Source organism: Paracoccus sphaerophysae (assembly GCF_000763805.1).
Classification (GTDB): domain Bacteria; phylum Pseudomonadota; class Alphaproteobacteria; order Rhodobacterales; family Rhodobacteraceae; genus Paracoccus; species Paracoccus sphaerophysae.
The window spans coordinates 144093-171035 of the sequence record NZ_JRKS01000001.1 but is presented as its reverse complement, the minus strand read 5'-3'; the positions used below and the strand labels follow the sequence as shown (position 1 = coordinate 171035).

The 26943-nt window shown below is 66.3% G+C and carries 25 protein-coding genes and 1 tRNA gene; 11 read left to right on the top strand and 15 right to left on the bottom strand.

Annotation, left to right across the window (positions count from 1 at the left end; translation table 11 throughout):
• The first annotated feature begins 4 nt into the window (after window positions 1-4).
• Window positions 5-2923 carry a DNA methyltransferase gene (locus IC63_RS17180; protein ID WP_084115306.1) on the top strand — a complete coding sequence of 973 codons (2919 nt, stop codon included), beginning with the start codon at window positions 5-7 and terminating at the stop codon, window positions 2921-2923.
• Here IC63_RS17180 and IC63_RS17175 read toward each other — a convergent pair.
• On the bottom strand, window positions 2920-4281 hold the full coding sequence (locus IC63_RS17175; protein WP_232222462.1) for a phospholipase D family protein: 1362 nt from the start codon (window positions 4279-4281) through the stop codon (window positions 2920-2922). The genes IC63_RS17180 and IC63_RS17175 overlap by 4 nt on opposite strands.
• 12 nt (window positions 4282-4293) lie before the next feature.
• Here IC63_RS17175 and IC63_RS18325 point away from each other — a divergent pair, with 12 nt between their 5' ends.
• The gene (locus IC63_RS18325; RefSeq protein WP_198026215.1) at window positions 4294-4578 is read left to right on the top strand and encodes a hypothetical protein; all 285 of its coding nucleotides are present in this window, start codon (window positions 4294-4296) and stop codon (window positions 4576-4578) included.
• A 208-nt stretch (window positions 4579-4786) separates the two neighbouring features.
• Here IC63_RS18325 and IC63_RS00850 read toward each other — a convergent pair.
• The 4 genes from IC63_RS00850 to phaC form a co-directional block, all read right to left on the bottom strand.
• Window positions 4787-4876 (bottom strand) — tRNA-Ser (locus IC63_RS00850).
• A gap of 65 nt (window positions 4877-4941) precedes the next feature.
• The gene (phaR, locus tag IC63_RS00845; protein ID WP_036716013.1) at window positions 4942-5592 is read right to left on the bottom strand and encodes a polyhydroxyalkanoate synthesis repressor PhaR; all 651 of its coding nucleotides are present in this window, start codon (window positions 5590-5592) and stop codon (window positions 4942-4944) included.
• Window positions 5593-5726: 134 nt separating this feature from the next.
• On the bottom strand, window positions 5727-6200 hold the full coding sequence (locus IC63_RS00840; RefSeq protein ID WP_036716009.1) for a hypothetical protein: 474 nt from the start codon (window positions 6198-6200) through the stop codon (window positions 5727-5729).
• A gap of 140 nt (window positions 6201-6340) precedes the next feature.
• A complete protein-coding gene (gene phaC / locus IC63_RS00835) occupies window positions 6341-8689 on the bottom strand; it encodes a class I poly(R)-hydroxyalkanoic acid synthase (protein ID WP_084115304.1) in 2349 nt (782 codons plus the stop codon).
• Between the two features lie 102 nt (window positions 8690-8791).
• On the opposite strand from phaC, the gene phaZ reads away from it, so the two are divergent.
• Together phaZ and IC63_RS00825 are read left to right on the top strand one after the other, a co-directional pair.
• Entirely contained in the window at window positions 8792-10135 is a 1344-nt protein-coding gene (gene phaZ / locus IC63_RS00830; RefSeq protein WP_036716008.1) for a polyhydroxyalkanoate depolymerase, read from the top strand.
• 129 nt (window positions 10136-10264) lie between these two features.
• The gene (locus IC63_RS00825) at window positions 10265-10738 is read left to right on the top strand and encodes a pyridoxamine 5'-phosphate oxidase family protein (protein WP_036716007.1); all 474 of its coding nucleotides are present in this window, start codon (window positions 10265-10267) and stop codon (window positions 10736-10738) included.
• Window positions 10739-10753: 15 nt separating this feature from the next.
• On the opposite strand, the gene IC63_RS00820 is transcribed toward IC63_RS00825, so the two are convergent.
• Window positions 10754-11491 (bottom strand): alpha/beta fold hydrolase, encoded by a 738-nt coding sequence (locus IC63_RS00820; protein WP_036716003.1) that lies wholly within the window; start codon window positions 11489-11491, stop codon window positions 10754-10756.
• Window positions 11492-11731: 240 nt separating this feature from the next.
• Here IC63_RS00820 and thrS point away from each other — a divergent pair, with 240 nt between their 5' ends.
• The 3 genes from thrS to IC63_RS00805 all read left to right on the top strand — a co-directional run bounded on the left by thrS (window position 11732) and on the right by IC63_RS00805 (window position 15794).
• A complete protein-coding gene (gene thrS, locus IC63_RS00815; protein WP_036716000.1) occupies window positions 11732-13684 on the top strand; it encodes a threonine--tRNA ligase in 1953 nt (650 codons plus the stop codon).
• A 241-nt stretch (window positions 13685-13925) separates the two neighbouring features.
• Complete coding sequence (locus tag IC63_RS00810) at window positions 13926-14132, top strand: cold-shock protein (RefSeq protein WP_036715999.1); 207 nt, start codon at window positions 13926-13928, stop codon at window positions 14130-14132.
• A gap of 180 nt (window positions 14133-14312) precedes the next feature.
• Window positions 14313-15794 (top strand): class I adenylate-forming enzyme family protein, encoded by a 1482-nt coding sequence (locus IC63_RS00805; protein ID WP_036715996.1) that lies wholly within the window; start codon window positions 14313-14315, stop codon window positions 15792-15794.
• A 33-nt stretch (window positions 15795-15827) separates the two neighbouring features.
• Here IC63_RS00805 and IC63_RS16765 read toward each other — a convergent pair whose 3' ends face one another.
• Window positions 15828-16178, bottom strand: a complete 351-nt coding sequence (locus tag IC63_RS16765) for a hypothetical protein (RefSeq protein ID WP_156965302.1) — start codon at window positions 16176-16178, stop codon at window positions 15828-15830.
• Between the two features lie 173 nt (window positions 16179-16351).
• Between IC63_RS16765 and IC63_RS00795 the strand changes: the two genes are divergently transcribed.
• From IC63_RS00795 to IC63_RS00780, 4 genes are read left to right on the top strand one after another with little or no spacing between them, the layout of a single operon-like run.
• Entirely contained in the window at window positions 16352-18604 is a 2253-nt protein-coding gene (locus IC63_RS00795) for an adenosylcobalamin-dependent ribonucleoside-diphosphate reductase (protein WP_036715994.1), read from the top strand.
• 7 nt (window positions 18605-18611) lie between these two features.
• Complete coding sequence (locus IC63_RS00790; protein ID WP_036715993.1) at window positions 18612-19769, top strand: bifunctional 2-C-methyl-D-erythritol 4-phosphate cytidylyltransferase/2-C-methyl-D-erythritol 2,4-cyclodiphosphate synthase; 1158 nt, start codon at window positions 18612-18614, stop codon at window positions 19767-19769.
• Complete coding sequence (locus tag IC63_RS00785; protein ID WP_036715992.1) at window positions 19769-20257, top strand: phosphatidylglycerophosphatase A family protein; 489 nt, start codon at window positions 19769-19771, stop codon at window positions 20255-20257. Before IC63_RS00790 ends, IC63_RS00785 begins: the two co-directional genes overlap by 1 nt.
• Window positions 20257-20733 carry a CinA family protein gene (locus IC63_RS00780; RefSeq protein ID WP_036715991.1) on the top strand — a complete coding sequence of 159 codons (477 nt, stop codon included), beginning with the start codon at window positions 20257-20259 and terminating at the stop codon, window positions 20731-20733. The genes IC63_RS00785 and IC63_RS00780 overlap by 1 nt, the downstream gene beginning before the upstream one ends.
• A gap of 16 nt (window positions 20734-20749) precedes the next feature.
• Here IC63_RS00780 and IC63_RS00775 read toward each other — a convergent pair whose 3' ends face one another.
• The 8 genes from IC63_RS00775 to IC63_RS00740 form a co-directional block, all read right to left on the bottom strand.
• Entirely contained in the window at window positions 20750-21781 is a 1032-nt protein-coding gene (locus IC63_RS00775) for a threonine aldolase family protein (RefSeq protein ID WP_036715990.1), read from the bottom strand.
• A complete protein-coding gene (locus tag IC63_RS00770; RefSeq protein WP_036715989.1) occupies window positions 21778-22218 on the bottom strand; it encodes a YcgN family cysteine cluster protein in 441 nt (146 codons plus the stop codon). Before IC63_RS00770 ends, IC63_RS00775 begins: the two co-directional genes overlap by 4 nt.
• A complete protein-coding gene (locus IC63_RS00765) occupies window positions 22218-23162 on the bottom strand; it encodes a bifunctional riboflavin kinase/FAD synthetase (RefSeq protein WP_036715987.1) in 945 nt (314 codons plus the stop codon). The genes IC63_RS00770 and IC63_RS00765 overlap by 1 nt, the downstream gene beginning before the upstream one ends.
• Window positions 23163-23203: 41 nt before the next feature.
• Window positions 23204-23647 carry a MaoC family dehydratase gene (locus IC63_RS00760; protein WP_036716142.1) on the bottom strand — a complete coding sequence of 148 codons (444 nt, stop codon included), beginning with the start codon at window positions 23645-23647 and terminating at the stop codon, window positions 23204-23206.
• A 93-nt stretch (window positions 23648-23740) separates the two neighbouring features.
• Window positions 23741-24259: a VOC family protein gene (locus tag IC63_RS00755; protein WP_052041747.1), complete on the bottom strand. Its 519-nt coding sequence runs from the start codon at window positions 24257-24259 to the stop codon at window positions 23741-23743.
• Window positions 24256-25116 (bottom strand): TIGR01459 family HAD-type hydrolase, encoded by an 861-nt coding sequence (locus IC63_RS00750; protein ID WP_036715982.1) that lies wholly within the window; start codon window positions 25114-25116, stop codon window positions 24256-24258. Before IC63_RS00750 ends, IC63_RS00755 begins: the two co-directional genes overlap by 4 nt.
• A 97-nt stretch (window positions 25117-25213) precedes the next feature.
• Window positions 25214-26131: a manganese-dependent inorganic pyrophosphatase gene (locus tag IC63_RS00745; protein ID WP_036715980.1), complete on the bottom strand. Its 918-nt coding sequence runs from the start codon at window positions 26129-26131 to the stop codon at window positions 25214-25216.
• Between the two features lie 92 nt (window positions 26132-26223).
• The gene (locus IC63_RS00740; protein WP_232222461.1) at window positions 26224-26943 is read right to left on the bottom strand and encodes a DUF1345 domain-containing protein; all 720 of its coding nucleotides are present in this window, start codon (window positions 26941-26943) and stop codon (window positions 26224-26226) included.

Here is a 26943-nt window from a genome sequence, read left to right as displayed (position 1 = left end):
GTTGATGTCGCGCTCACGGATCATTGTTGAAACTTCCGATCAGAAGAAGACCGCCGTCTTGGAGGCTGCATCGCTGCAGGGAGCGACACTTGCTGAGTGGTTTGAAGAGCAACTGCGGACAACGATTCCAAGCGTTAATCACGCATCCGATGCCACACAGCACGCACTCGTGCGGCCTGACGAACTGAACGACGTCGAAGCAGTCATGTCGAGCCTGTCTTCACAAGACTGGGCATTCACTGACGACGATACTCGTTACCTCACACATGATCTGCATCCATATCCTGCGAAGTTTATTCCACAAATCCCGGCACACCTCATCGCACGGCTCTCAATGCCGGGGGATAGAGTGTTTGATCCTTTCGGTGGAAGTGCCACCACTGCAGTTGAAGCCGTACGCCTAGGACGGAGAGCAACTTCAATCGACGCGAACCCCCTCTCCGCGCTTATAGGACGGGTGAAGACTGGCTACATGACGCCATCCATCCGCGCAGATCTTGAGCAACTAGCTGCTGCGGTAGAAAGCCGGTTGGTGGGCCCTGACGGCGAGGTTGAGGCTCAATGGCCATCCGTGCTGGAACGGCATGGCAAATACTGCCCCGAAATCCCCAACATAGAAAAATGGTTCGATGTAGAAGCACAGGCAGCTCTCTGCCTCCTCAGACATTTGATTGATACGACGACAAGGGATCTGTCTAGGGACGCTGCCCTGCTGGCACTTTCTCGGATCATTTTGCGTGTTTCCAACCAGGAGTCAGAGACCAGATACGTTTCAGTAAAGAAGAACGTCTCATTCAAGGTATGCCTTCGAGCGTATTTGGAATCTTTGCGCACAGCCATGAGGCGGCTGGATAATGCTGCGGCAGAGCTTCAGTATGCAGATGCAGAATTTGTAATTGGTGACAGCCGCGCGGACCTCCAGCGCAGCATTGCTGAATGTTCTGTAGATCTTATTGTTACATCACCGCCTTACCCCAATGCGACAGATTACCATCTCTACCATCGATTTCGGTTGTTTTGGCTTGGATTTGATCCACGAAAGCTCGGTCAAATTGAGATCGGATCACATCTCAGGCACCAAAGGAATAACTCTGGCTTCGAAGAGTATCATGAGGACATGGTCAAAGTCCTCTCGGGCTGTGCTTATGCGCTAGCCCCGGGGCGTTTTGCTGTATTCGTCGTTGGCGACGCACTATTTAAAGGCGAAAGCTTCTCGACCGCATCCGCGATTGCTGAGGCCGCTGAGGCGGCTGGATTGCGCGTGGTTGGGACGGTTGATCGTCCAATTCACACAACAAAACGCTCCTTTGCTAAACCGGCACGTCGTGCGCGGCTTGAGCAGTTGGTTGTCCTGCAGAAGCCCAATCATGAAGTTGTCGTCTCGCTTGGGGCACCCGCCTACAAGATGTGGAACTATGAGGTTGAGCTTCGCGCTAGAGAAATAACGGCCCTGACCAACGCGAAAATAGATGCGCGTGAAGCCGGCGGTGAGATCCGACTAAAGGTGGCAAATCCAGATTACTGGAATCTTCGCAGGCTGGCTTTCACCCGTGACTATTCGGTGGTCGGAGATCCAGATCGGCGTGAGTCCACCTGGCAGAAAGTTCTAGAGAACGGCGATGCTGATCCCTCTAAGCGCAAGGATCCCAAATATGGAACTCACGGCCTGCACGCATATAAGGGTAAGTTTTATCCACAGCTCGCTAAGAGTCTACTAAACATCTCCGGCGTCCCCGTAGGAGGAAGAATTCTTGACCCTTATTGCGGGTCTGGAACGACGCTCGTTGAGGCAATGTTGAACGGCTTCGCTGGGTATGGGTGCGATTTCAACCCGCTCGCTGCTAAGATTGCAAAAGCCAAGACCGGAATACTCACTCTTCCACGTCACATTGTTGATCATGCCATCCGATCAGTTCTGGATCGCGTTGTCCTGCGAGGCACTGGATATGATCTCTCACTGGATCAGTTTTCGAATGATCTACATCGTGAGCTACATGATTGGTTTCCAGAGAAGGTACTCTTCAAGCTGAACTGGCTTCTGGCGCAGATCAGATTGCTCGGGAATCCGACTATTGTTGATTTTTTGGAGGTCACGCTCAGCAGCGTAGTCAGAGACGTTTCGCAGCAGGATCCAAGCGATCTGCGCATCCGACGGCGCAAAGCGCCCCTAGAAGATGCTCCCGTATTCGAATTGTTTGCAGATCGTCTCACGTACGGGCACTCTCGTCTTCAGAAGTATTGGGCTGTCGCAGGGCGCCAGCCCGGCGATATGATCGAACCTAGGGTTGTGGAGGGCGACTCTCGGGCGCCCCATACCGCTAAGCTCTTGGGCTTGGAGCGTCAGAGCGTGGACGCTGTTGTGACTAGCCCACCCTACGCCACGGCGCTTCCGTACATTGATACCGACCGTCTCTCGCTCCTTGCGATCATGGGTATTCCGTCGAAGATTCGGTCGACTCTGGAGGAAAACCTTACAGGCTCTCGTGAGATCCGGAAGTCTGAACGCGACACGTTCGAAGCCACGCTCATGGACGACAAGGAAGCCTATTCCATACTTCCAAAGGACGTGGTCTCTGAGGTGCGATTTATCCTTAGGGAAAACAGCAAGATCGACGTCGGTTTTAGAAGAGCGAATATGCCGGCGCTGCTTTGGCGCTACTACGTCCACATGAAAGAAAACCTCGAAAGCATGCACGGTGTCATGCGGCCGGGAGCGCGTGCCTTCTACGTTGTTGGCGACAGCCGCACAAACGCCGGCGGAAACTGGGTGAAGATCAATACGTGTGCGAACATATCTAAAATTGCCCAAGAGGCGGGTTTTAGGTTCTTGGAGGCAATCGACATCGACGTTACGACGGAGAACTATAAGCATATCCATAATGCAATAACAGAAAACCAGATTCTGGTTTTTGAACGGCCCTAGAACCAACCAAATTTCCTAGGCTTCTTTCCGCCGCCTGGCATGGTCTGATTGCATGCGGCCTCCCACAAGGGGTAGTCGGGGCTATCTGGCCTATAAACTGTAATTTCGTAATCGAGTTGAGGGTTTTTAGATTGCTCCATTACCATCACAGAATAGTCTGGCACAACGCCTACAAGTGGAGATGCCGTTACCCTTATTTCTTTCTTTGTTTCATAGAAGACGGTGTTCAGAGCGTACTTGCTTAGCGTCAGGGCAGGCGTAGGAGACGCGCCCAATACGACCAGATCTATGACAGGATCGGGATCGAGTTGAGGGTAAGAGGGATTTCCAACCTTCTTAGGAGTTGTCTTCCCGGTGAACGGCCACTTGAAGAAAGCAGGGTTTTGTAGTGCAGCAGATACGCTGAGAAATATCTCACCATTGTGATGTGGCTTGATTTGGATTGCCAGGCCGCGGACTGGCGTTGGACTGGTTGCGGCAAGACCGGTGGTGATCGATGGCGCTGTAGTGAATGTCTTCTTTTTTGCTCCAACCTTTGCGGCGACCGGCTTTGGTAGCGCGCTCTCCGGCTTGACTATCAAACCAGATCGCGAGGCGCTGGTTGCTCTTCCAACGGCAGCTGTATCAGAGCTTCCGTTGCCGGATTTGCGCATGGTCTTTTCATCGATCACACGGCCTGAAGAGATGAGACCTGCCAACACAGCAGAGTCTAGCTTCGTCGTCGCCGGACACGAAAGCGGTAATAGCTCGGTCCAGGCGGCCTCAATGGCAGATAGAACTGGTCCGTCAGTAGGAAGATTCAGTTCAAGATCTATAGCTGATTCGAAATTCTTCTCCGTCCCTCCCACAGTAAGGTTGTTGGATCCGATGAAGGCCCTCGCCGCACTGGCTCCTTTAAACAAGTATATCTTCGGGTGAAAAGTGATACCGGCCTCCTGAGTGATATAGACCTCATCGAACAATGCGAGAGCGAGTTCGAGAGCTTCTTTGCTAGTTCCCTTCTGATCGATGCCAAGGATGGCGGCTGTGCTTTTTCCGGCGGCCTTCCACGCCTGGAGAAGACTTTCCAGCCGAAGCAGTGGGCCGCTTTTCGCGTATGCTACAATCAGACGGAATTCGGAAAACTCAGCGCTGCCGAGGCAGGTCTTAAGATCATCGAGGAGTCGACGTGTGCCCGGAGGTTGATCGAGAGGTTTGATCAGGGAAAGCTTTGGCATGAGAGTTTTGAGGAAAGCGCCGTATGTTGACCTGCGCAGATAGTGTCGGAGCGAAACTTCCTTCACAATAGAGCGTGTTGGCCTTCTGCCGGTTTCGTGGACAGCGGGTTGAGCTAGCATAGCGCAGGCCTCGAACTCCATGCTGATGAGCCCGTGCAGGTCGGCGTGGGCGTAGACGACGGTGTCCAGCGCGCTTCGTTCGCCGTCGTGCTTGGGCTGCCTGGAGCGGACGGGGCGTCTGCACTCGAAGCGGGTGAAGACGCGTTCGGCAGTCAGCTGGCGGAAACAGTGGGCGGCGAGGCGGCGAGAGAATGGATCTCGCCGGTGCCGGAGCCAAGAATGGTGTTTCCCGGCCATTGTGACGGCTATGACCTACAATCAAAGGTTCGATTTCTGTTCCTTGTGACGAACGTCACTGGCATCGAAGTGTTCAGCTGACACTCGCGAGAAGTCTCGCGTTTTCAGATATTTAAAAGGAATTCACCAAGTCGGCATAGTCATGAGGTTCGGAGAATATCGGCCCTGAGAGACCGCTTCCTGGCCTTCTGGCGCCAAGGCCGGTGCTCAGCCCATCCCGCATAACCCTCGAAAACAACGGAAAAATCCGGCCGTAGCCGGATCGGGAGAACGCTTTCGCGGGGGCAAATGGCGGACGGTGAGGGATTCGAACCCTCGAGACGGTTCCCCGCCTACACACTTTCCAGGCGTGCGCCTTCGACCACTCGGCCAACCGTCCGTGCCCGCGGGGTTTAGCCTGCCACCTGGCGCTGTGCAAGCGGACTTGGCGGCCGGGCGCGGCGGTCAGAGGCGCGAGATGCGGGCCTGCAAGGCGGCGAGTTCGCGGCGGATTTCCTCGGCTTCCGACCCGGACGCGGCCTTGCCCTTGTCCGCCCCCCTGCCCGCAGCCCCGTTACCGGGGTCGCGCCCGCGCGCAATCGCCGTGGGCGCGACGGCCGGGGCGGCGGCTTCCTCCTCGTCAGGGGCGGGGCTGGATCCGCTCCACCCGCCCATCATGGCGCGCAGGAAGGCGCGCTGCTGGCGCTGCATCTCGGCAAAGCCGGGCATCGAGGCCATCGGGTGCTGCAGGCTCGACAGCTGCTCCAGCATCTTGGACTGCCCGTCGCGCAGCATCTCGAAGCTCGCGGCCAGGAACTGCGGCACCACCGACTGCGCCTGGGCGGTATAGCTGCGGACCAGGTCGGTCAGCACGTCCACCGGCAGCACGTTCTCGCCCCGGCTTTCGTGTTCGGCGATGATCTGCAGCAGATATTGCCGGGTCAGATCGTCGCCCGAGCGCAGATCGACGATGCGAACCTCGCGCCCCTCGCGGATCACGCGGGCGATCTCGTCCAGGGTCACGTAGTCGCTGGTTTCGGTGTTGTAGAGCCGGCGGCTGGCATAGCGCTTGATCAGCAAGGGCCGGTCGGCGGGCTGGTCGGTATCGGAGGTCATCTGGATCGCGCCTGCTGCGTTTGCAGCATGATGACCGCGGGCGCCTGCGATTGCAAAGAAAAAAGCGCACGCCCCGGGGGGGACGCGCGCGTTGCGGTCACGACCCGTCCGCAGGGGACGGGCGGTGCGGGCGATCAGCCCTGGGTCTTGCCGGCGACGTCGGCCGCGGCGTCCTGAACCTTGCGGGTCGCGTCCTGGACGTTGCGGGCAACGTTGTCGGCCATGCGCTGCATGTCGCCCTGGGCGCTCTTGCCGGCGTTCATCAGCAGGTCGACGGTTTCCATCTGCACCTTCTTGGCGACTTCGGCATAGGCCGACATGTGCTCGGCAGCCAGCTCGGCAGCGGCCGACGCGAAGTCGGACATCGCCTTGGCATAGTCGGCCGGTTGTTCCTTCGAGGTCGCCAGCTCGCCCATGCGGGCGATGGTGTCCTTGGCCCAGGCGGCCGAGATCTCGGTCGAACGCTCGGCGGCCGACAGGGCCACGCGGGTCATCTTCTCACCCAGCTGCGACTGGGTCTTGAACGCCTCGGTCATCGACGAGGTGTCGACCGGGAGGTTCTGCATCATGTCCTGGAAGCCTTTGGTGAAATCGGGGGTCTTGGCCATGGTATCTCTCCATCTGCGGCGGTGTGAGTCTGTCTTCTGAAAGCAAGATACATGCTGCAGCGCAGCATTTCAAGAGGCTTATGCTGCAGCGCAGCATTTTGTTGTGACGAGGGGCGACGGTAGGACGCCCCCCTGCCCGCTCAGGCCTTTTCCAGCACGTAGGTCCCGGGCGCGGGCGCCAGCGATACCGATGGCGCGCGGGCGGCGATCATCTCGCCGGAACGGCCGGACAGCCATTCCTCCCAGTGGCCCCACCAGCTGCCCTGGTGGAACGTGCCGCCCTCGCGCCAGTCCTGCGCCGTCCCGTCGAACCCCATATCCGAGGTGTAGTGGCCGTACTTGACCTTGGTCGGCGGGTTGATGATCCCGGCGATGTGGCCGGATTCCGACAGCAGGAACGTCTTGTCGCGCGAGCCCATCTGTTTGACGCCGGTCCAGCTATGCAGCCACGGTGCGATGTGATCGCTTTCGCAGGCCACGGCACACAGCGGCAGGGTCACCTCGGACAGATGGACCTTGTGGCCGAGGATCTCGAACCCGCCCTCGGCCAAGGCGTTCGCCTGGCACAGGTCGCGCAGATACTGCTTGACCATCTTGCCGGGCAGGTTGGTACCGTCCCCGTTCCAGTAGAGCAGGTCAAAGGCCGGAGGCGCCTCGCCCAGCATGTAGCTGCGGATCGCCGGCCCCCAGACCAGGTCGTTGGCACGCAGGAAGCTGAAGGTGCGCTGCATCAGCTGCGCCGAAAGATAGCCGGTTCGTTCGACCTCGTCCTCGATCCCGCCGACGAAGTCGTCCTGCAGGAAAGTCATGAACTCGCCCTGATCGGAAAAATCCGTCAGGGTGGTGAAGAAGGTAGCCGATTTCACCCGGTCGTCGCCACGCTGGTTCATCAGCGCCAGGGTCGCCGACAGGGTGGTGCCGGCGATGCAGTAGCCGACGGCGTTCAGCTGCGGCTCTTCGGTCAGTTCAAGCGCCTTGCCGATCACGTCCAGATAGGCCGCGACATAGTCATCCATCGCCAGGTCGGCGTGGCTGGCGTCCGGGTTCTTCCACGACACCACGAACAGCGTGTAGCCCTGGTCCACGATCCAGCGCAGCAGGCTGTTCTGCGGTTTCAGGTCCATGATGTAGTATTTGTTGATCCACGGCGGGAACACGATGATCGGCGTGCGGTGGACCTTGTCAGTGGTCGGGTGGAACTGGATCAGTTCCAGCATGTCGGTGCGATAGACGACCTCGCCCGGGGTGGTGCCGATGTTCTCGCCGACCCGGAACGCGTCGCGGTCCGACAGCGAGACGACCAGTTCGCCATGGCCGGATTCGACGTCGCGGACGAGGTTCTCCAGGCCCCGGACCAGGCTTTCGCCCTCGGTCTCGATGGCCTTTTCCAGCGCGTCGGGGTTGGTGGCAAGGAAGTTCGTGGGCGCCAGCATGTCGATCATCTGGCGGGTGAACCATTCGATGCGGCGGCGATCGACGTCGTCCTCGATCTCCAGATCGGCGGCGGCGCGGCGCAGGGCGTCGGCGTTGATCTGATACTGTTTCATCACGAAGCTGTAGAACGGGTTGGTCTGCCACAGCGGGTTCTTGAAGCGCCGATCGTCGGGCGCCTCGGTGTCGGGCGCCGAGAGGTTGCGCGCAAAGGCCCCCTGCGCGGCGGCCACATGGCGCAGCGTCTGGCCCCAGAACCGGACCTGCTGTTCGATCAGCCGCGCCGGCTGTTCGGTGGCAAGCTTCAGCCAGGCCTGCGCCACCGAGCCATAGAGTTCCGGTCCCGGTCCCTCGACCCCGGGGCTGCGCACCGGCTTGGCCGCCATCGCGAACAGCAGGCGCTGGCCCAGCGTCTCGATCCGCTCGATGTTCTCGGCCAGGCGCGCGGGAAGCTCGGCCAGCGCGAAGGGGTTGGAGCCCTCGTCGGCAGCGCGTGGTGCGGCCTTGGGCGCGGCTTGATCCGAGGCCGCGGGGCTCGAGGAGGGCGGATTCGCGGCGGGGGACTTCGGCGCGGCCTGCGGCGATCCGGCGGCGGACGCGGCCCGGGCGGCGGCCCGGTCAGCAGTCCGCTCGGCGGCGGGGCGCGCAGCGTCGGTCGCGCCCCCACCCGCCTGAGCGGGTCTGCGCGCGGGTTCGCCGCCAGCCTTTCCCTCGCCGCCCGACGAAGCCGTCCGCGCCGCGGGCGCAGCGGTCGCAGCCGAAGCGCCGTTCGCCGCTGGTATGGCCGCACGCGCGATGCCCTGACGCTCTGGCCTGCTTCCGCTGGCCGTCTCGGCATGGTGAGTCTGGGTACTCGCTGAACTGCGCCCCGGCGTCCCGGCGGCCCCTGCGGCCTCGGAGGCTGACGTCGGACCGGTGCGGCCAGCGCCGGGCTTGGCGGTCTTCGCGGCAGAAGCGGCCTCTGCCTCCTTGTCGGCCGCAGCGGCCCCGGCCGGGTTCCCGGCCCTGCCTCCCGCCGTCTTGCCTCTTGCCGCCCTGTCGTTCCGCTTTCTTGCCATGACAAAAGATCCTCCATACCCTGATGTCCATTAAATCCCGGTTGACGAAAGTCGTAAACCAGACTTTGCACGTCACAGGTGTTTGGGAAGGGAAGTGCGGTCATGGCTTACAAGGGATACCGTGGCATCGTCTCGTATGATGCGATGGAAACCATCCGGAACACGAACGAATGGATGGGGGCCTCGGCGCGCGCGATCGCGTCCTACCCGATCTTCGCGCTGGTGCCCTCGCCGATGTTCAAGATGCTGTCCGCCTGGGGCCGGGTGACCGAACGCAGCTTTGCGCGCATGGTCATCAAGCCGGACTGGGAAATCCCGCCGATCCCGGGGGCCGAGGGGCAGGACCACCTCGTCTATGTCGAACCGGAACTGGAACGCCCCTTCGGCGATCTGGTCCGCTTCCGCGTCGCCCGGCGCGAGCCGATGGAGCGGCGGGTGCTGCTGGTGGCGCCGATGTCGGGCCATTATGCGACGCTGCTGCGCTCGACGGTGACCTCGCTCTTGCCCGATTGCGACGTCTGGGTGACCGACTGGCACAATGCCCGCGACATCCCGGTCAGCGAGGGCAAGTTCGACGTCGAGGACTATACCCGCTACCTGACCGACTTCATGACCCATCTGGGCCCGGACCTTCACGTCATCGCTGTCTGCCAGCCCGCGCCGCTGACGCTGGCCGCGACGGCGATCCTGGCCGAGGACAACCCCGCCGCCCAGCCTCGCACCCTGACCCTGATCGGCGGTCCCATCGACCCGGACGCGGCGGCCACCGAGGTGACCGATTTCGGCAACCGGGTGACGATGGGCGAGCTCGAGCATCTCGTCATCCAGCAGGTCGGCTTCAAGTATCGCGGCGCCGGGCGGATGGTCTATCCGGGACTGGCGCAGCTCTCCTCCTTCATCGCCATGAACGCCGACACCCATCGCAAGGCCTTCGTCGACAAGATCTTAGCCGAGGCCACCGGTGCCGGGTCCGAAGGCGACAAGCACAACATGTTCTATGACGAATACCTGGCCGTCATGGACATGACGGCGGAATTCTACCTGTCCACCGTCGAACGCATCTTCAAGAACCTGGAAATCGCCCAGAACCGCTTCTCGATCGACGGCAAGCCGATCGACATCGGCAAGATCAAGGACGTCGCGGTGATGACCGTCGAGGGCGCCAATGACGACATCTCGGCCCCCGGCCAGTGCGTCGCGGCGCTGAACCTGTGCACCGGGGTCTCGGACGACCGCAAGGCCCAGCATCTGGAACCGGGCGCCGGCCATTACGGCATCTTCGCGGGGAAAAGCTGGCGGCTGAACATCCGGCCGCTGGTGCTGGACTTCATGGACGAACATGCGGGCTCGGCGCCCCGCCAGCATCCCAAGCGCCGTCGCGGCGGCCAGGTCACCGGCGACACCCGCCCGCTGGGGCCCGAGGACGACGCCAAGATCGGCGTCTGATCGCCCGCTGCGTTCCGCCCCCAGTTCCCGCGGCCGGGGCTGGGGCCGGTTGGACGGAACCCGGCGGTCCGGTCGTGGTTAGGCTCGCGAACGTCCGGCGCCCCTGCCGGCGACGCAAAGGAGCGCAGCATGAGCGACCGCGATACTTTCTGGAAACGACTCGACGGCATCAACGCGGGGATGCTGGGCTGCGCCCCCGACTGGCGGCTGGTGCCGATGTCGCACTACGCCGACCGGGATCAGTCGGTGCTGTGGTTCATCACCGCCGATGGCACCGATCTCGTCAAGGCGGTCGAGGGTGGCCCGCAACAGGCCGTCCACGTCGTCAGCGAAGGCGGCGACAAGCTTTATGCCCGGATAGAGGGCACGCTGGAACTGTCGAACGACAAGGCCAAGCTCGACGAAATCTGGAACGCCGTCGCCTCGAGCTGGTTCGAGGATGGCAAGCAGGACGAGGACGTTCGAATGCTGAAGCTCAAGCTGTCGACTGCCGAGGTCTGGGCCACCACCGGCGGGCTGGGCTTCCTGTATGAGGTTGCCAGGTCCAAGGTCACCGGCGCCAAGCCCGACATGGGCGACCAGTACGAGATCGCCTTTTCCTGACCGTCGCGGCCGGGGTCATTCTCCACTGACTTCGGCCACCGCGTCGCGGATCATCTGCAACTGCTCGGGGGCCGAGAACCTGTGATCGGCCCCCTCCACCATCCTTAGCTGAATGTCGGGGCCGTCAGCGTGCTCATGTAGCGCCTTGGCATCCGACGCGGGCACGTCCTCGTCAGCGGTTCCCTGCAGCAGCCGGACCGGCATCGTCAGCAGCAGCGGCGCGGCGAAAAGGCGATGCTCATCCCCCTGATCGAACAGCCTTTGCGAAAACACATAGTCGTCGCCATAGGCGCTGGGCCGGGTGATGACCCCGTCGCGCTGCAACTGCGCACGGTCGGCGGCGGTGAACGCGGACTGCATCCGCGTGGTGAAATCCGGCGCGGCGGCAATCGTCACCAGGCCTGACCAGCGACGCGGGTCCTCGCGCGCCAGCAGCAGCGCCAGCCACCCCCCCAGGGACGATCCGACCAGCACCTGCGGCCCGGGCGCCAGAGCGTCGATCAACTCGCGCGAATCGTCCAGCCAGTCGCCGATCCCGAAATCCTCGACGGCGCCACCGCTGTCGCCATGCCCGGCAAGGTCAAAGCGCAGGAAGGCGCGGCCGGTTTCGGCGCACCAGGCGGCAAGGTCCTCGGCCTTGGTGCCGTGCCGGTCGGACCGGAACCCGTGCAGGAAGATCACGCCGGGCAGGCTGCCGTCGACTCGGTCATAGGCCAGCCGGCGTCCCGCGCGGGTCTCGTAAAACTCTGTCATGGCTGGCCCCCTGCATGTGCCCTTTCCCTATTTCACGCCGTCAGGGGCCTGTGAAGCCTCGCCCCGACCCTGCGCACAGGTTTTCCCGTCGCAACGTGGCTGGATTTTCTCCACACCGGCGCGGCCGCAGGACGCCCGGACGTGCGCCCCCATTGACACCCGCGCCGCCGCTTGCCACAGCACCCGGCACATACCCGCAACCGGGCGTTCCGTGGGCGCCGAACCGACGAGGAGCCAGTCGTGGCCGACCAGATCTCCCTCACCTTTCCCGATGGCAATGCCCGCGACTACCCCGCCGGGGTGACCGCGGCCGAGGTCGCGCAGTCGATCGCCCCCAGCCTCGCGAAGGCCGCGATCAGCGCCACGCTGGACGGCGCGCATGTCGACCTCGCCTGGCCGATCCGCGGCTCGGGCCGGATCGCCATCAACACGATGAAGGACGAGGCGCCGGCGCTTGAACTGATCCGCCACGACCTCGCCCACGTCATGGCCCGCGCCGTGCAGGAGCTGTGGCCCGACGTCAAGGTCACCATCGGCCCGGTCCGCGACTATGGCTGGTTCTACGACTTCGACCGCGCCGAACCCTTCACGCCCGAGGACCTCGGCGCGATCGAGGCGAAGATGAAGCAGATCATCGCCGCCCGCGACCCGGTCCGCACCGAGGTCTGGGACCGCGCCCGCGCCGTCGCCCATTACGAATCGACCAACGAGCCCTACAAGGTCGAACTGATCGCCCGCATCCCCGAGGGCGAGGACGTGCGCATGTACTGGCACGGCGACTGGCAGGATTTGTGCCGCGGCCCGCATCTGCAGCACACCGGCCAGCTGCCCGCCGACGCCTTCCGTCTGACCCACGTCGCCGGCGCCTACTGGCTGGGCGACGCCAGCCGTCCAATGCTACAGCGCATCTATGGCGTGGCCTTCCGCAACCGCGACGAGTTGAAGGCCCACCTGACCATGCTGGAGGAGGCCGCGAAACGCGACCACCGCAAGCTCGGCCGCGAGATGGACCTGTTCCACCTGCAGGAGGAAGCGCCGGGCCAGGTCTTCTGGCACCCGAACGGGTGGACGATCTACACGACGCTGCAGGACTACATGCGCCGCCAGCAGCGCCGCGGCGGCTATGTCGAGGTCAACACGCCCCAGGTCGTGAACCGCAAGCTGTGGGAAGCCTCGGGCCACTGGGAGAACTACCAGGAGAACATGTTCATCGTCGAAGTGGACGAGGAGCACGCCCGGGAAAAGACCGTCAACGCGCTCAAGCCGATGAACTGCCCCTGCCACGTGCAGGTCTATAACCACGGGCTGAAATCCTACCGCGACCTGCCGCTCAGGATGGCCGAGTTCGGGTCGTGCAACCGCTACGAGCCCTCGGGCGCGCTGCACGGGATCATGCGGGTCCGCGGCTTCACCCAGGACGACGCGCATATCTTCTGCACCGAGGCGCAGATCGAGAGCGAGTCGCGCAAGTTCATCAGCTTCCTGTCGGGGATCTACGCGGACCTCGGCTTCACCGACTGGCGCATCAAGCTGTCCACCCGCCCCGACAAGCGGATCGGCACCGAAGAGAGCTGGGACCACGCCGAGGCGGCGCTGGCCAACGCGGTGACGGCAGCCGGGCACGAGTACGAGGTGTTCCCCGGCGAGGGCGCCTTCTACGGCCCGAAGCTCGAGTTCGTGCTGACCGACGCCATCGGCCGGGACTGGCAGTGCGGGACGCTGCAGGTCGATCCGAACCTGCCCGAGCGGCTGGACGCCTATTACATCGGCGAGGACGGCGCCAAGCACCGCCCGATCATGCTGCACCGCGCGGTGCTCGGCAGCTTCGAGCGCTTCATCGGGATGCTGATCGAGAACTTCGCCGGCAAGCTGCCCCTGTGGCTGGCGCCCCGGCAGGTGGTCGTCGCCTCAATCGTCTCGGACGCCGACGATTACGTCCGCGAGGTGGTCGAGGCGCTGAAAGGCGCGGGGATTCGCGCCGAAGCCGACCTGCGGAACGAAAAGATCAACTACAAGGTCCGCGAACATTCCGTCGCCAAGGTCCCGGCGATCATGGCAATCGGGATGAAAGAGGTCCAGGAGCGCACGGTTTCGCTTCGCCGGCTCGACCGGCAGGGGTCGGAATCGCTGGCCCTGGCCGATGCCATCGCGGCGCTGATGGCCGAGGCGACCCCGCCCGATCTGCGGGGCTGACTGCCGCCTCGTGCCGGGCAGATCAGGGGACCGGCAAACTCTTGCCGGTTCCCCCGCGCAGGTAACGTAACGTCACCCGAGTCGTTAATTTGTCACTTGAATTTGGCGGCGAATCGCGCAACCTCGCAGGCGCGTGAGCGAAACTTTCTACCGCCTCCCTTCACGGGGCAGCCGGACTGCGAAAGGGCTGCACGGCCCGGAACGGCAATCTCGCCACCGGGAGACTGAAGGAGACAAGGTCATGGCGACCGGCACCGTCAAATGGTTCAACGCCACCAAAGGCTATGGTTTCATCGCGCCCGATGATGGCGGCAAGGACGTCTTCGTCCATATTTCCGCCGTCGAGCGCGCCGGCCTGACCGGGCTGAACGACAACCAGAAGATCGAATACGAACTGCAGTCCGGCCGCGACGGCCGCGCCTCGGCGTCCGATCTGAAGCTGCTCTGATCCCGCAGCTCCGCAGGGACCGCCCGTTACCTTTGCGGCCTGCCCTCACGGGCGGGCCGTTTGCGTGTCCAGGGGGCTTTGCCCCTCGTGGCCGTGCCGGCCAGTTCACCCCAGGATATTAGCGACCGCCCGAACGCGCCGTCCTTGCGGCCCGCGCGCGAGGGCGGCAAAGCTGCGCGCATGACTCAGGGCTTCAATCTCGCGGAACACGTGCTGGCGGCCGGCCAGGAGATGCCGGACCGGCTGGCGCTGGCGGTGGTGTCGTCCACCGGAGCGGATCGGTGGTCCTATGGGCGGCTGACGGCCGCGGTGCGCGGGGCGGCCGCGGGGCTGCTGGCCCGCGGGCTGCGTCCCGGCGACCGGGTGCTGCTGCGGATCGGGAACGAGCCGGCGTTTCCGGTGGCCTATCTCGCCTGCATCGCGGCGGGTCTGGTCCCGGTGCCGACCTCGGCGATGCTCACGGCGCGCGAAGTCACCAAGATCGCGGCCGAGATCACCCATGCGCTTACCATCGCCGGTCCCGGCATCGCGCTGCCCGAGGGCCACCCCGCGCCGGTGCTGGCGGCCGCCGAACTGGCCGCGATGGCCGGGCTGGCGCCGGCCGACTGGAACCGCGGCGATCCCGACCGGCTGGCCTATATCGTCTATACCTCCGGCACTTCCGGGCAGCCGCGGGCGGTGATGCACGCGCATCGGGCGATTCTCGCCCGCGCGATGATGTTCGACGGCTGGTACGGGCTGACCGGCGCCGACCGGCTGTTGCATGCGGGCGCGTTCAACTGGACATTCACGCTGGGCACCGGGCTGATGGACCCGTGGACAGTGGGCGCGACGGCGCTGATCCCTGCCGAGGGAACGGCGATCGAGCAGATCCCGCTGCTCGCCCGGCGCCACGGCGCGACGATCATCGCGGCGGCGCCGGGTGTGTTCCGGCGGATGCTGCGCGCCGACTGGGCGCCGATCCCGTCGCTGCGCCACGGCCTGACCGCGGGCGAGCGGCTGGACCCCGACCTGCGCCGGGCCTGGACCGACCGCACCGGCACCGGCCTGCACGAGGCGATGGGCATGTCTGAATGTTCCACCTTCCTGTCCGGCTCGCCCGCCCGGCCGGCGCCCGAGGGCACCGCCGGCTATCCCCAGCCGGGGCGGCGGGTGGCTATCCTGGGCGATGACGGAGCCGAGCTGCCTCCCAGACAGCCGGGCGTGCTGGCCGTGCATCGGTCCGACCCCGGGTTGTTTCTCGGCTATCTGGGGCAACCCGAGGAAACCGCGTCCAAGTTCCGCGGCGACTGGTTCCTGACCGGCGATCTGGCGGTCGCTTCGGACGACGGCGCGATCGCCACGCTGGGCCGCGCCGACGACATGATGAACGCCGGCGGCTTCCGGGTCGCGCCCTCAGAGGTCGAGGACGTGCTGGCCCCGGTCCCCGGCACCGGCGACGTGGCGGTGACGGAACTGCCGGTGCCGGGCGGCGCCTCGATCATCGCCGCCTTCTGGACCGGCCCGGCCGACGGGGCGGCGCTGCAGGCGGCGGCCGAGACGGGACTCGCCCGCTACAAGCAGCCGCGCGAGTTCATCCATGTCGATGCCCTGCCCCGCACGCCTACCGGCAAGATCAACCGTCGCGCCTTGCGCGCCGCCCATCGCAAGGATGGCGGGTGACGCCGACGCCCGGCTCGGCGGCGGCGCCCGCGCTCAGTCGGGGAAGCGGATCTCGTCCATCGGGAAGTCCATGACCGCCTGCAACGGCTGGTCCAGGTCCTCGCTGAACGCAAAGACATGCAATGCGTCGTCGTGGATCGTCGCCCGGCAGAACCGCCCCTCGGCGGCCAGGGCCTTGGGACATTCCGGCAGATCGGCGTGGTCCACCGTCGCCTCGAACGTCTCGTAGTTCATCACCGCCATCGGAACGGGCCGGCGTGGCGCAAGGTTGATCGGGGCGGCGACGCCCTCGGTCTGGGGGCCGGTCTTGTAGTCGCCGGGCTGCGAAGCCGCTGCGGGCACGGCGAGGCAGGCGATGACTGCGGCAAGGATCATGCGGGCCATATGCGGCACCTTTCTGTTGAGTCGCGGTTTATCCCTAGAAGTTTCGTCGGGTTCTGATCCTGTGGCAGGGTGTCGCAGCCTGTCCAGCTTGTTGGGCCCGGTCATGGCAGGCTTGTTTCGGCAACGCCAATCGCGCATGAGTGACCTCCGCCCCACCGACCCCGGACCCTGCCATGACCCGTCTTGCCGCCCCCATCGCTGAACAGATCTGGGATATGAAATATCGGCTCCGGTCCGCCGACGGCACGCCGCTGGACGGCTCGGTCGAAGACACCTGGCGCCGCATCGCCCGCGACCTCGCCAGCGTCGAGGCAGACCCCGCGTCGTGGGAGGACCGCTTCTACGCCGCGCTCGAGGATTTCCGCTTTCTGCCCGCCGGCCGGATCATCTCGGGCGCCGGGACCGGCCGGTCGGTGACGCTCTTCAATTGCTTCGTCATGGGCACCATCCCTGACAGCATGGAGGGCATCTTCCAGGCGTTGAAGGAAGCCGCGCTGACCATGCAGCAGGGCGGCGGGATCGGCTATGATTTCTCGACCATCCGCCCGCGCGGGGCCGAGGTGAAGGGCGTCGCCGCCGACGCGTCGGGGCCGCTGTCCTTCATGGACGTCTGGGACGCGATGTGCCGGACGATCATGTCGGCGGGCTCGCGCCGGGGCGCGATGATGGCCACGATGCGCTGCGACCACCCGGACATCGAGGCCTTCATCGCCGCCAAGCAGGACGCCGCCCGGCTGCGGATGTTCAACCTGTCGGTGCTGGTCACCGACGACTTCATGGCCGCGCTCAAGGCAGATGGCGACTGGCCGCTGGTCTTTGGCGGCCAGGTCCATCGCACCGTCCGCGCCCGCGCGCTGTGGGACCGGATCATGCGCGCGACCTATGATTATGCCGAGCCGGGCGTGATCTTCATCGACCGCATCAACGCGATGAACAACCTCGGCTATGCCGAGACCATCGCCGCGACCAACCCCTGCGGCGAACAGCCTTTGCCCCCCTATGGCGCCTGCCTGCTGGGGTCGGTGAACCTCGCGCGGCTGGTCAACGACCCCTTCGGCCCCGAGGCGGCGCTGGACGAGGACGCGCTGGACGATCTGGTCGCGACCGCCGTGCGGATGATGGACAACGTCGTCGACGCCAGCCGCTTTCCCCTGCCCCAGCAGGCCGCCGAGGCGCGCGCCAAGCGCCGCATCGGGCTGGGCGTCACGGGGCTCGCCGACGCGCTGATGATGGTCGGGCTGCGCTATGGCGCGCCCGAGGCGGCCGAGGCCACGCGCCGCTGGATGAAGCGCATCGCGCGGGCGGCCTATCTGACCAGCGCCGGGCTTGCGCGCGACAAGGGGGCGTTTCCGCTGTTCGACGCCGAGGCGTTCCTGGCGTCGGGCTTCATGCAAAAGATGGACGAGGACGTGCGTGCGGCGATCCGCACCCACGGCATCCGCAACGCGCTGCTGACCTCGGTCGCGCCGACCGGCACGATCTCGCTTTACGCCGGCAATGTCAGTTCCGGGATCGAGCCGGTCTTTGCCCACGCCTACACCCGCAAGGTGCTGCAGAAGGACGGCACCCGGACCGAGGAGGAGGTGGTCGACTACGCCGTCGCCCTGTGGCGCGAGCGGATGGGCGACGCGCCGTTCCCCGACTGGTTCGTGGATGCCCAGACGCTGGACCCGCTGGACCACGTCGCCATGCAGGCGGCGGCGCAGGAATGGGTGGATTCGTCGATCTCGAAGACCATCAACTGCCCCGAGGACATCTCGTTCGAGGCGTTCAAGGACGTCTATCTCGCCGCCTGGGACCAGGGCTGCAAGGGCTGCACGACCTATCGGCCGAACGAGGTCACCGGCTCGGTCCTGTCTGTGGCGCCCGCGCCTGCGCCCGAATCGCAGTTGCCCGCGGTCTATCTTGACCAGCCGATGAGCCGCCCGGTGGCGCTGGAGGGCGCGACCTACAAGCTCAAGTTCCCGGGCAGCGAGCACGCCATCTACATCACCCTGAACGACATCGAGGAGGACGGCCGCCGCCGCCCGTTCGAGGTCTTCATCAATTCCAAGAACATGGAACATTACGCCTGGACCGTGGCGCTGACGCGGATGATCTCGGCCGTGTTCCGGCGCGGCGGCGACGTGTCCTTCGTGGTCGAAGAGCTGAAGGCCGTGTTCGACCCCCGTGGCGGCGCGTGGATGGAGGGGCGCTACGTGCCCTCGATCCTGGCCGCGATCGGGGGCGTGATCGAACGCCACATGGTCGCCATCGGCTTCATGGCCGCCGAGGGGGCGGGGCTGAAATCGGACCCCACGGCCGAGATGCGCGAGGTGGGCGAGCCGCCGCGCGGGCCGTCCTGCCCGGCCTGCGGGACCCCGGGGATGCGGATGGTCGAGGGCTGCCTGACCTGCCCCAGCTGCGGCCATTCCAAATGCGGATGACCAGGCGATGAGCACGCACCCCCTCGCCGCCCGGACGGCGGTGCTGATCTCGGCCGCCGGGCGTGGCAGCCGGATGGGCGGCGATCTTCCCAAGCAGTGGCAGGCGCTGTCCGGCCGCACGGTGCTGGACCGGGCGATCGGCGCGTTTCAGGGATTCGCGCGTATCGTGGTTGTGGTCCACCCGGACGACATGGGACGGGCGATCGCGGAGCTTGGGGGCCGGGTCACGCTCGTCGCGGGCCGCGACACCCGCAGCGGCAGCGTCCGCGCGGGGCTCGAGACCCTGGACGGGTCCGGCCTGGGCCATGTGCTGATCCATGACGGCGCTCGGCCGCTGGTCGCACCGCCGGTGATCGACGCCGTACTGGATGCCCTCGCCGCCGGTGCCCCCGCCGCCGCGCCCGCGCTGGCGGTGACCGATGCGCTGTGGCGAGGGGCCGTTGACCGCGTGACGGGCTTTGCGGACCGCGAGGGGCTGTATCGCGCCCAGACGCCGCAGGGCTTTGCGCTGGACGCGATCCTCGCGGCGCATCGTGCCGACAGCCGGGGGGCGGCCGATGACGTCGAGCTTGCCCATCGCCACGGCATCCCGGTGACCATCGTGCCGGGCGACGAGGACAACCTGAAACTCACCTGGCCGGGCGACATGGCGCGGGCCGAACGGATCACGAAAAGGCGCAACATGGATGTGCGGCTGGGCAACGGCTATGATGTGCACGCCTTCGGACCGGGGGACCGGGTCTGGCTGTGCGGAATTGCGGTCCCCCATGATCTCGGGCTGGTCGGTCATTCCGACGCCGATGTGGGGATGCACGCGCTGACCGACGCGATCTATGGCGCGCTGGCGCAAGGGGATATCGGGCGGCACTTCCCGCCCTCGGACCCGCAATGGAAGGGGGCGGCGTCCGACATCTTCCTGCGCCACGCCGCGGAACTGGCGGGGCGGATGGGTTATCGCCTCGGCAATGCAGACGTGACGCTCATCTGCGAACGGCCCAAGATCGGACCCCATGCGGCGGCGATGCAGGCGCGGCTGGCCGAGATCATGGGCGTCGCGCCCGACCGGGTCAGCGTCAAGGCCACGACCTCGGAGCGGCTGGGCTTCACCGGCCGCGAGGAAGGCATCGCCGCAATCGCCACCGCCACGCTGATCGGGGGCGCGTGATGGACCGGCTGATCGCGACCGGCTTCGGGCTCGGCTATCTGCGGCCGGCGTCGGGGACCTGGGCCTCGGCGGCGACGATCCTGCTGGGCTATGCCCTGCACCGGATCGGGCATTTCCCGCTGGTGGCGCTGGCGACGGTGGCCGCGATACTCGCCGGGTTCTGGTCGGTGCGGCGCTGGACCGCGGGCATGGCCGACAAGGACCGCAGCGAAATCGTCATCGACGAGGTCACGGGCCAGCTGATCGCGCTGTGCGCCACCTCGGCCGGGTTCTGGTTCGCCGGGCTGCCCTCGGACGTGGTGCCGTGGCCGGGGCTGGTGGTCCCGTTCGTCCTGTTCCGGCTGTTCGACATCTGGAAGCCGTGGATCATCGGCCGCGCCGACCGCCGCGCCGATGCCGCGGGCGTCATGCTGGACGACATCTGGGCCGGGGTCTTTGCCGCGGTCTGCTCCGTCGTCGCGGCAGGCATCTCGCACGGGCTGATGTGATGGAATTGGCGGATCTCGCAACCCGTCTGCTGGCGCGGATGCGCGCCCGGGGCGAGATGATCGCCACAGCCGAAAGCTGCACCGGCGGGCTGATCGCGGCGACGCTGACCGAGGTGCCGGGGTCGTCCGACGTGGTCGACCGCGGCTTCGTCACCTATTCCAACGCCGCCAAGATCGATATGCTGGGCATCCGCCCCGCCACGCTGAAGGCGTTCGGCGCGGTCAGCGAAGAGATCGCGGCCGAGATGGCGGGCGGCGCGCTGGGGCGGTCGAGGGCGGCGGTCGCAATCGCGGTGACCGGGATCGCCGGGCCGGGCGGGTCCGAGTTCAAGCCCGAGGGGCGGGTCTGCTTCGGCCTCGCCGATGCGGGCGGGGTGCGGACCGAGACGGTGGATTTCGGACCGCTCGGCCGCCGCGCGGTGCGCGAGGCCACGGTGGACCATGCGCTGCGGATGGTGCTGGTCGCCGTAGACTGAGGCGCCGGGCCCCTCGCTACAGGACCGCCCGCAGCGCCGCGATCTCCTCGTCCGTCGTCGCCCAGCTGGTCACCAGCCGGATCGTCCCGTTCCCGGCATCGTCGCCCCGGTTCGGCCAGTCCGCCGCCCGGAGCCCCGCCGCGCGCAGGCGGGCGATCTCGGTCCGCGGCAGGCGGACGAAGACCTCGTTCGCCTCGACCGGCCCCAGTGGCGGGCGCCCTGCCCCGCCCAGCACCGAGGCCAGCTCGGACGCCGCCGCGTTGGCGTGGCGGGCCAGGTCCAGCCACAGATCGCCGTCCAGCCAGGCCAGCATCTGCGCGGCCAGAAAGCGGTGCTTGGACCACAGATGCCCGGCCCGCATCCGGCGAAAGCTGAAGCTGTGCGCGCGTTCGGGATCGAAGAACACCACCGCCTCGAGCGCCATGCAGCCGCTTTTCGTCCCGCCCAGCGAGAGCGCATCTACCCCCGCGCGCCAGGTCATGTCGGCGGGCGCGGCGCCGGTCGCGGCCAGCGCGTTGCCCAGCCGGGCGCCGTCCATGTGCACGGCCAGGCCCGCCTCCCGCGCGACCCGCGCCAGCGCGGACACCGCCGTGGGGCCGTGGACGGTGCCCCATTCGGTCGCGTTCGTCACCGACAGGACGGCGTTGAGCCCGTCATGCTCGTCTTCCTGCGGGTAATCCGCGATCCGCGCCGCCAGCGCCTCCGGCGTCATCCGCCCCCAGTCGCCGCCGACCAGCGCCAGCTGCGCGCCCCCCGCCATCCAGGCCGGGGCGCCACTTTCCGAGGTCTCGATATGCGCCGTCTCGTGGCAGAAGATGCGCCCCCAGGGCGGGCACAGCTGCGCCAGCGCCAGCGCGTTCGCCCCGGTGCCGGTGCCCAGCAGGAATACCGCCGCTTCGGGGGCGTCGAACACCTCGCGCACCCGGTCCTGCGCCTGCGCGGTCAGCGCGTCCCGGCCATAGGAGGCCGCGATGCCGTCATTGGCGGCGGCCAGCGCGGCCATGATCCGGGGATGCACGCCCGAGGCGTTGTCCGATCCGAAATTCACGACAGATCCTCGATCACGTACTGGTCCCAGTCGTCCTCGGTCACCGCCAGCTCGCTGACCGTCCAGCCGCGCACCGAGGCGCCGGCGCGGTGGATCGACTCGGGGTCGCCCGAGATCAGGTGGTGCCAGTCATACAGCGGCTTGCCCTCGGCGCGCAGGCGATAGGCGCAGGTGGCGGGCAGCCACCAGGCAATCTCCTTCAGCTTGGCGGGGGTCAGCACCACGCAGTCGGGGACGAAGTCGTGGCGGTTGGGATAGGACGAACAGCGGCAGCTTTCCCCGTCCAGCAGGCGGCAGGCGACGCGGGTGAAATCGACGCTGCCGTCGTCGTCATACTCGATCTTGTTCAGGCAACACTTGCCGCAGCCGTCGCAGAGCGCTTCCCACTCGGCGGCGGACAGGTCGGCCAGCGGCAGTTCCCAGAAGCGTTCGCGCATCAGGCCGCACCCAGGATCCGGCGGGCGGCGGCCTCGTCGGCCTGCATCTGCGCGATCAGCGCGTCCAGCCCGTCAAAAGTCGCCTCGGGGCGCAGATAATCGACCAGCGCGACCGAAAGCTGCTGGCCGTACAGGTCGCCCTCGAAGTCGAACAGATGTGTTTCCAGGTTCGGGGTGTTCTCGCCGAACATCGGGCGCACGCCCAGGCTGGCGACGCCGCGATAGCTGCCGCGATGCGGGCCGGTCATCACGTCGACCAGCACGGCATAGACCCCAAGTTTCGGCAGGTGCAGCCCGTCCACGGCCATGTTGGCGGTCGGATAGCCCAGCTCGCGGCCGCGCTTGGCGCCGTGCACCACCTCGCCCTCGATCCGGTGCCAGTGGCCCAGCATCCGCTCGGCGTCGCGGGGGCGGCCCTCGGCCAGGGCGGTGCGGATGGCGGTCGAACTCGCCCGCGCCGCGCCGTGGGCGACCAGGGGCACGATGGTGACGCCAAAGCCCAGCCGCTCGCCCAGGGAGGCGAGCGCGGCGGCATCCCCCGCCCGGTCGCGGCCAAAGCGGAAATCGGCGCCGATGGCGACATGGGCGACGCCCAGCCCCTCGGCCAGCACCTCGCGGGCGAAGTCCTCGGGCGTCAGGGCGGCCAGCACCGGGCCGAAGGGCAGCTCATAGAGCTGGCTGACCCCGTGGCGGGCCAGCCGGTTGGCGCGGGCCTGGGGGTTCATCAGCCGGAACGGCGGATCGTCGCGGTTCACGAGCGCGGCGAAATATTCGCGCGGATGCGGCTCGAACGTGACCACGCCCAGCGGCGCGTCGGGCCGGGCGGCGCGGGCCGCGTCGATCACCGCGCGATGGCCCAGGTGGACGCCGTCGAAATTCCCCATCGCCACCGTCGCGCCCCGGGCCGAAGCCGGAAGGCCGCGCCAGTCGCGGTGAAGGTGCATCGGAGGATTCTGCATCGGCCCTCGGCGGCCACGCAGGCCCTTCAGTCGAACTTGCGCGAGGGTGCCAGGACGACCGCCTCGCCTTTCAGCACGACGGTATCGCCGACCAGGCAGCGGGTGGCAAGGGTGACGCGCCGTTTCCCGTGGTCGATCGATTCCACCTGCACCTCGGCCCGGACCACGTCGCCGGGCCGCACAGGGGCCATGAATTTCAGCGTCTGGCCCAGATAGACCGTGCCGTGGCCGGGCAGCTGTTCGCCGATCACGGCCGAAATCAGGCCGGCGGTCAGCATCCCGTGGGCGATCCGCCCCTCGAAGATCGTGTCGCGGGCATAGGCCTCGTCTAGATGCACCGGATTGCGGTCGGTCGAGACCTCGGCGAACATCTCGATATCGGCGTCGGTGACCTGCTTCTGCAGATACCGCATCATCCCGACCTCGAGATCCTCGATGACGATGGTGCCGCGCGGTTGGTTGTCCAGCATCATGATGCGCCCGTCGTTGCTGCATTGCGGCATAGCACCGGCGGGACCGTCGCGCAAGAAAATATCCGCCCGGGCGCGGGCGAACTAATATTGTTACCGCTGCGTTTCCGCCTCGGCCAGCAACGCTTCGAGGTCCAGCGGCCGGTTCACCATCGAGATGCCGCCGTGCGCGTCCAGCGGCCATTCTTCGGACGGACGGTCGCGATACAGTTCCACCCCGTTGCCGTCGGGGTCGCGCAGATAGATCGCCTCGCTGACCCCGTGATCGGCGGCCCCGTCCAGCGGGATGCCGGCGGCGATTACGCGTGCCAGAACCCGGCCCAGCGAAGCCCGGTCGGGATACAGGAAGGCGCTGTGATACAGGCCGGTATGGCCGGGCGGCGGCGGGGTGCCGCCGGCGGACTCCCAGGTATTCAGGCCGATATGGTGGTGATAGCCGCCCGCGCCCAGGAACGCCGCCTGCGGCCCGTAACGCTGCATCAGCTCGAAGCCCAGCACGCCGGAATAGAAGGCGATGGCGCGGTCGAGATCGGTGACCTTCAGATGGACATGGCCCACCCGCGTCCCGGGCGGCGCCGGCTGGGGCGGAGAGGCGACGGGCCGCGCGCTCACCGCAGCCGTCCGATGGCGTAGGTCGGCGCCAGGCCCTCGGCCTTCAGCCAGTCGGCCAGCAGCGCGTCCTCGGGTCGTTCCACGTTGCCCCCCATATGCTCGGCCGCGAGCCCGCCGGTCACGAAGATCGAATCGATCCCCTGTGCCACGGCCCCCGCGATATCGGTGCCGATCCCGTCGCCGATGGCAAGCTCGCGCCCGCCCGAGACGCCCAACCGGCGCCGGGCGAGGTCATAGATCGGGGCGTGGGGCTTGCCGAAATACAGTGCCTCGCCGCCCAGCTGTTCATAAAGCTGCGCGAGCGCGCCGGCGCAATACAGCCGCTGTTCGCCGAAATCGACGACGATGTCGGGGTTGGCGCACAGCAGCGGCAGGCCCCGCGCGGCAACCTCGCTCAGCGCCGCGTGATAGTCGGCGGGGGTTTCGGTCATGTCGTCGAAAAGGCCGGTGACGACCACGCCCTCGGCCTCGGCCGGGGCGACGCGGGTGATCGCGGCCGCGCGCGGGTCCGGGGTGTCGGTAAAGAACGACAGGTCCTTCTCGGGCCCCACGTGCCAGACGCGCCGGCCGACCCGGCCGGAAAACATCGCGTCCTGCGCCGCATCGCCCGAGGTCACGATGTCGTCCCAAGCGTCCTCGGGCACGTCCAGAGCCGCGATCTGCGCGGCCACCGCCCGGCGCGGACGGGGGGCGTTGGTCGTCAGCGCCACCTTGCCGCCGCCGCGCCGGAAATCCTGCAGCGCCGCGATCGCCGCCGGATAGGCCACCTTGCCGTTATGCACGCAGCCCCACAGGTCGCAGAACAGCACGTCATAGCCCTGGGCGATCTCGGCCAGGCTGTCGATGATCCGCGTCACGATGGCTCCTTTCCCGCCGCGTCGGGCGGTTCCAAATATCCTCCGGGGGTCCAGGTGTGGAAAACCCCCGGTCCGGCGGTCCTCACAGGCGATGGCCTTACAGCTTCAGCGCCGGGATGATCTGCTTCTTGCGGCTGACCACGCCAGGCAGGACGACGCTGTCGCCCTCGACCGGGACCCCGAAGGACGCGGCGGCGACCGCGCGGACGAAGTCGTTGGGCACCAGCAGGGTCGAGCGTTCGTTGAGGATGTCGACGATGAACAGCATCACCTCGTCGGCGCCGTCCTCGGCCGCGACGCCGGGCATTGCGGCCAGCAGCTGCGCCTTGCGGTCCAGCAGCACCTGCGGCGCGGTGGTTTCCAGCACGGAAATCCGTATCTGCTTGCCGCCAAGCTCGTATTCCTTGCTGTCCATCTTCAGCAGCGCCGCGTCCGAGAAGGACGAGACGTCGGATTTCGCCGTGAACATCTCGGTCGCATACTCGGGGATCGAGACGCCCAGAGCGGCCCCCAGTTTTTCGGCCACCCAGCGGTCATGCGGCGTGGTGGTGGGCGAGCGGAATTCCAGCGTGTCGGACAGGATGCAGGTCAGCATCACGCCCTTGACCCAGTCCGGCGCGCGGTCGAGGTCGTCGCCGATCAGGTCGTGCATGATCGTCGCGGTGCAGGCCAGCGGGCGGATGGTGATGTTGATCGGCAGGCGGGTCTTGATGCCGCCGGCCAGCAGGTGGTGGTCGATGATCTCGATCACCTCGGCGTCGTTGATCGAGGCCGGCAGTTCGCCCGGGTTGTTGGTGTCGACGATCACGCACTGATCGCCCGCCTTCACGTCCTCGATCACCTCGGGCAGGTCCAGCTTCCACTTGCCCAGCATCCACACCGCCTCGGTGTTGGGCGTGCCCTGCAGCACCGCCTTGGCCGGGGTCTTGCGGACCTCGGACAGGTACCAGGCCCAGATCAGCGGCGAGCCGGTCGAGTCGGTGTCGGGGGCCTTGTGGCCGAAAACCTGGATCATGGGTAACCTTTCATGGCGCGCGCGATGCGGGGATTTTGCGCGGCTTATAGGCCCGGCGCCGGGCGATGTGAAGAACGCGCCTTGCGGAGCCCTCAGCCGCCGCCCTGCCCCAGCGCCATGCCGGCATTCACCGCCAACGCGACGATGACGGCGTTGTAGAAGAAGCTCAGCACCGAGTGGAACAGCGTGACGCGCCGCATCGGCGTGGTGGTCAGACCGATATCCGAGGTCTGCGCGGTCATCCCGAGCGTGAAGCTGTAATACAGGAATTCCCACGGGCCGGGCTCGGTGGTGTCGCCGGGAAAATCGAGCCCGCCCGCGTCGCCGGACTTGCCCGCATCGCCGGTGGCGTCGGCGTCGCCATCATCTCCGGCGTCATCACCGGCATCCTGCACTTGCGCATAGAACATCCGCGCATAGTGGAAGGCCATCACCGTGTGGACCATCGCCCAGCCCAGCGGCACCGCCCCCAGGGCCAGCACCGGGCGCAGCCGCAGCCCGGACTGGGCTTGCGCCGACAGCACCGTTTCCGCGATGGCGAACATGCTGATGCCGGCCGCCCACAACGCCATCAGGACGATCAGCAGGCCGCCCTCGTCGGCGTCGGCGAAGTGCTCGCGCAGGTCGTCGCCGGACCGGCCGCGGATCCACAGGGCGGTGGTGGCGAGATAGACGACACAGAACAGGTCGGCGCCGATCAGGATGCGGTCGGTAGGCGGCAGGCGATACGCAAGCAATGCCGCCAGCACCCCGACGACGAAGGCGCCGTGAAAGCGGATGTGGCGGCGCAGCGCGCCCATGCGGTCCGGCAC

Excerpts from the sequence above, each read along its gene's own strand:
- IC63_RS17180 (WP_084115306.1), top strand. The coding sequence starts at position 5 with ATGTCGCGCTCACGGATCATTGTTGAAACTTCCGATCAGAAGAAGACC.
- IC63_RS17175 (WP_232222462.1), bottom strand. The coding sequence starts at position 4,281 with ATGGAGTTCGAGGCCTGCGCTATGCTAGCTCAACCCGCTGTCCACGAA.
- phaR (WP_036716013.1), bottom strand. The coding sequence starts at position 5,592 with ATGACCTCCGATACCGACCAGCCCGCCGACCGGCCCTTGCTGATCAAG.
- IC63_RS00840 (WP_036716009.1), bottom strand. The coding sequence starts at position 6,200 with ATGGCCAAGACCCCCGATTTCACCAAAGGCTTCCAGGACATGATGCAG.
- phaC (WP_084115304.1), bottom strand. The coding sequence starts at position 8,689 with ATGGCAAGAAAGCGGAACGACAGGGCGGCAAGAGGCAAGACGGCGGGA.
- phaZ (WP_036716008.1), top strand. The coding sequence starts at position 8,792 with ATGGCTTACAAGGGATACCGTGGCATCGTCTCGTATGATGCGATGGAA.
- IC63_RS00825 (WP_036716007.1), top strand. The coding sequence starts at position 10,265 with ATGAGCGACCGCGATACTTTCTGGAAACGACTCGACGGCATCAACGCG.
- IC63_RS00820 (WP_036716003.1), bottom strand. The coding sequence starts at position 11,491 with ATGACAGAGTTTTACGAGACCCGCGCGGGACGCCGGCTGGCCTATGAC.
- IC63_RS00810 (WP_036715999.1), top strand. The coding sequence starts at position 13,926 with ATGGCGACCGGCACCGTCAAATGGTTCAACGCCACCAAAGGCTATGGT.
- IC63_RS00805 (WP_036715996.1), top strand. The coding sequence starts at position 14,313 with ATGACTCAGGGCTTCAATCTCGCGGAACACGTGCTGGCGGCCGGCCAG.
- IC63_RS16765 (WP_156965302.1), bottom strand. The coding sequence starts at position 16,178 with ATGGCCCGCATGATCCTTGCCGCAGTCATCGCCTGCCTCGCCGTGCCC.
- IC63_RS00795 (WP_036715994.1), top strand. The coding sequence starts at position 16,352 with ATGACCCGTCTTGCCGCCCCCATCGCTGAACAGATCTGGGATATGAAA.
- IC63_RS00790 (WP_036715993.1), top strand. The coding sequence starts at position 18,612 with ATGAGCACGCACCCCCTCGCCGCCCGGACGGCGGTGCTGATCTCGGCC.
- IC63_RS00785 (WP_036715992.1), top strand. The coding sequence starts at position 19,769 with ATGGACCGGCTGATCGCGACCGGCTTCGGGCTCGGCTATCTGCGGCCG.
- IC63_RS00780 (WP_036715991.1), top strand. The coding sequence starts at position 20,257 with ATGGAATTGGCGGATCTCGCAACCCGTCTGCTGGCGCGGATGCGCGCC.
- IC63_RS00770 (WP_036715989.1), bottom strand. The coding sequence starts at position 22,218 with ATGCGCGAACGCTTCTGGGAACTGCCGCTGGCCGACCTGTCCGCCGCC.
- IC63_RS00765 (WP_036715987.1), bottom strand. The coding sequence starts at position 23,162 with ATGCACCTTCACCGCGACTGGCGCGGCCTTCCGGCTTCGGCCCGGGGC.
- IC63_RS00760 (WP_036716142.1), bottom strand. The coding sequence starts at position 23,647 with ATGCTGGACAACCAACCGCGCGGCACCATCGTCATCGAGGATCTCGAG.
- IC63_RS00745 (WP_036715980.1), bottom strand. The coding sequence starts at position 26,131 with ATGATCCAGGTTTTCGGCCACAAGGCCCCCGACACCGACTCGACCGGC.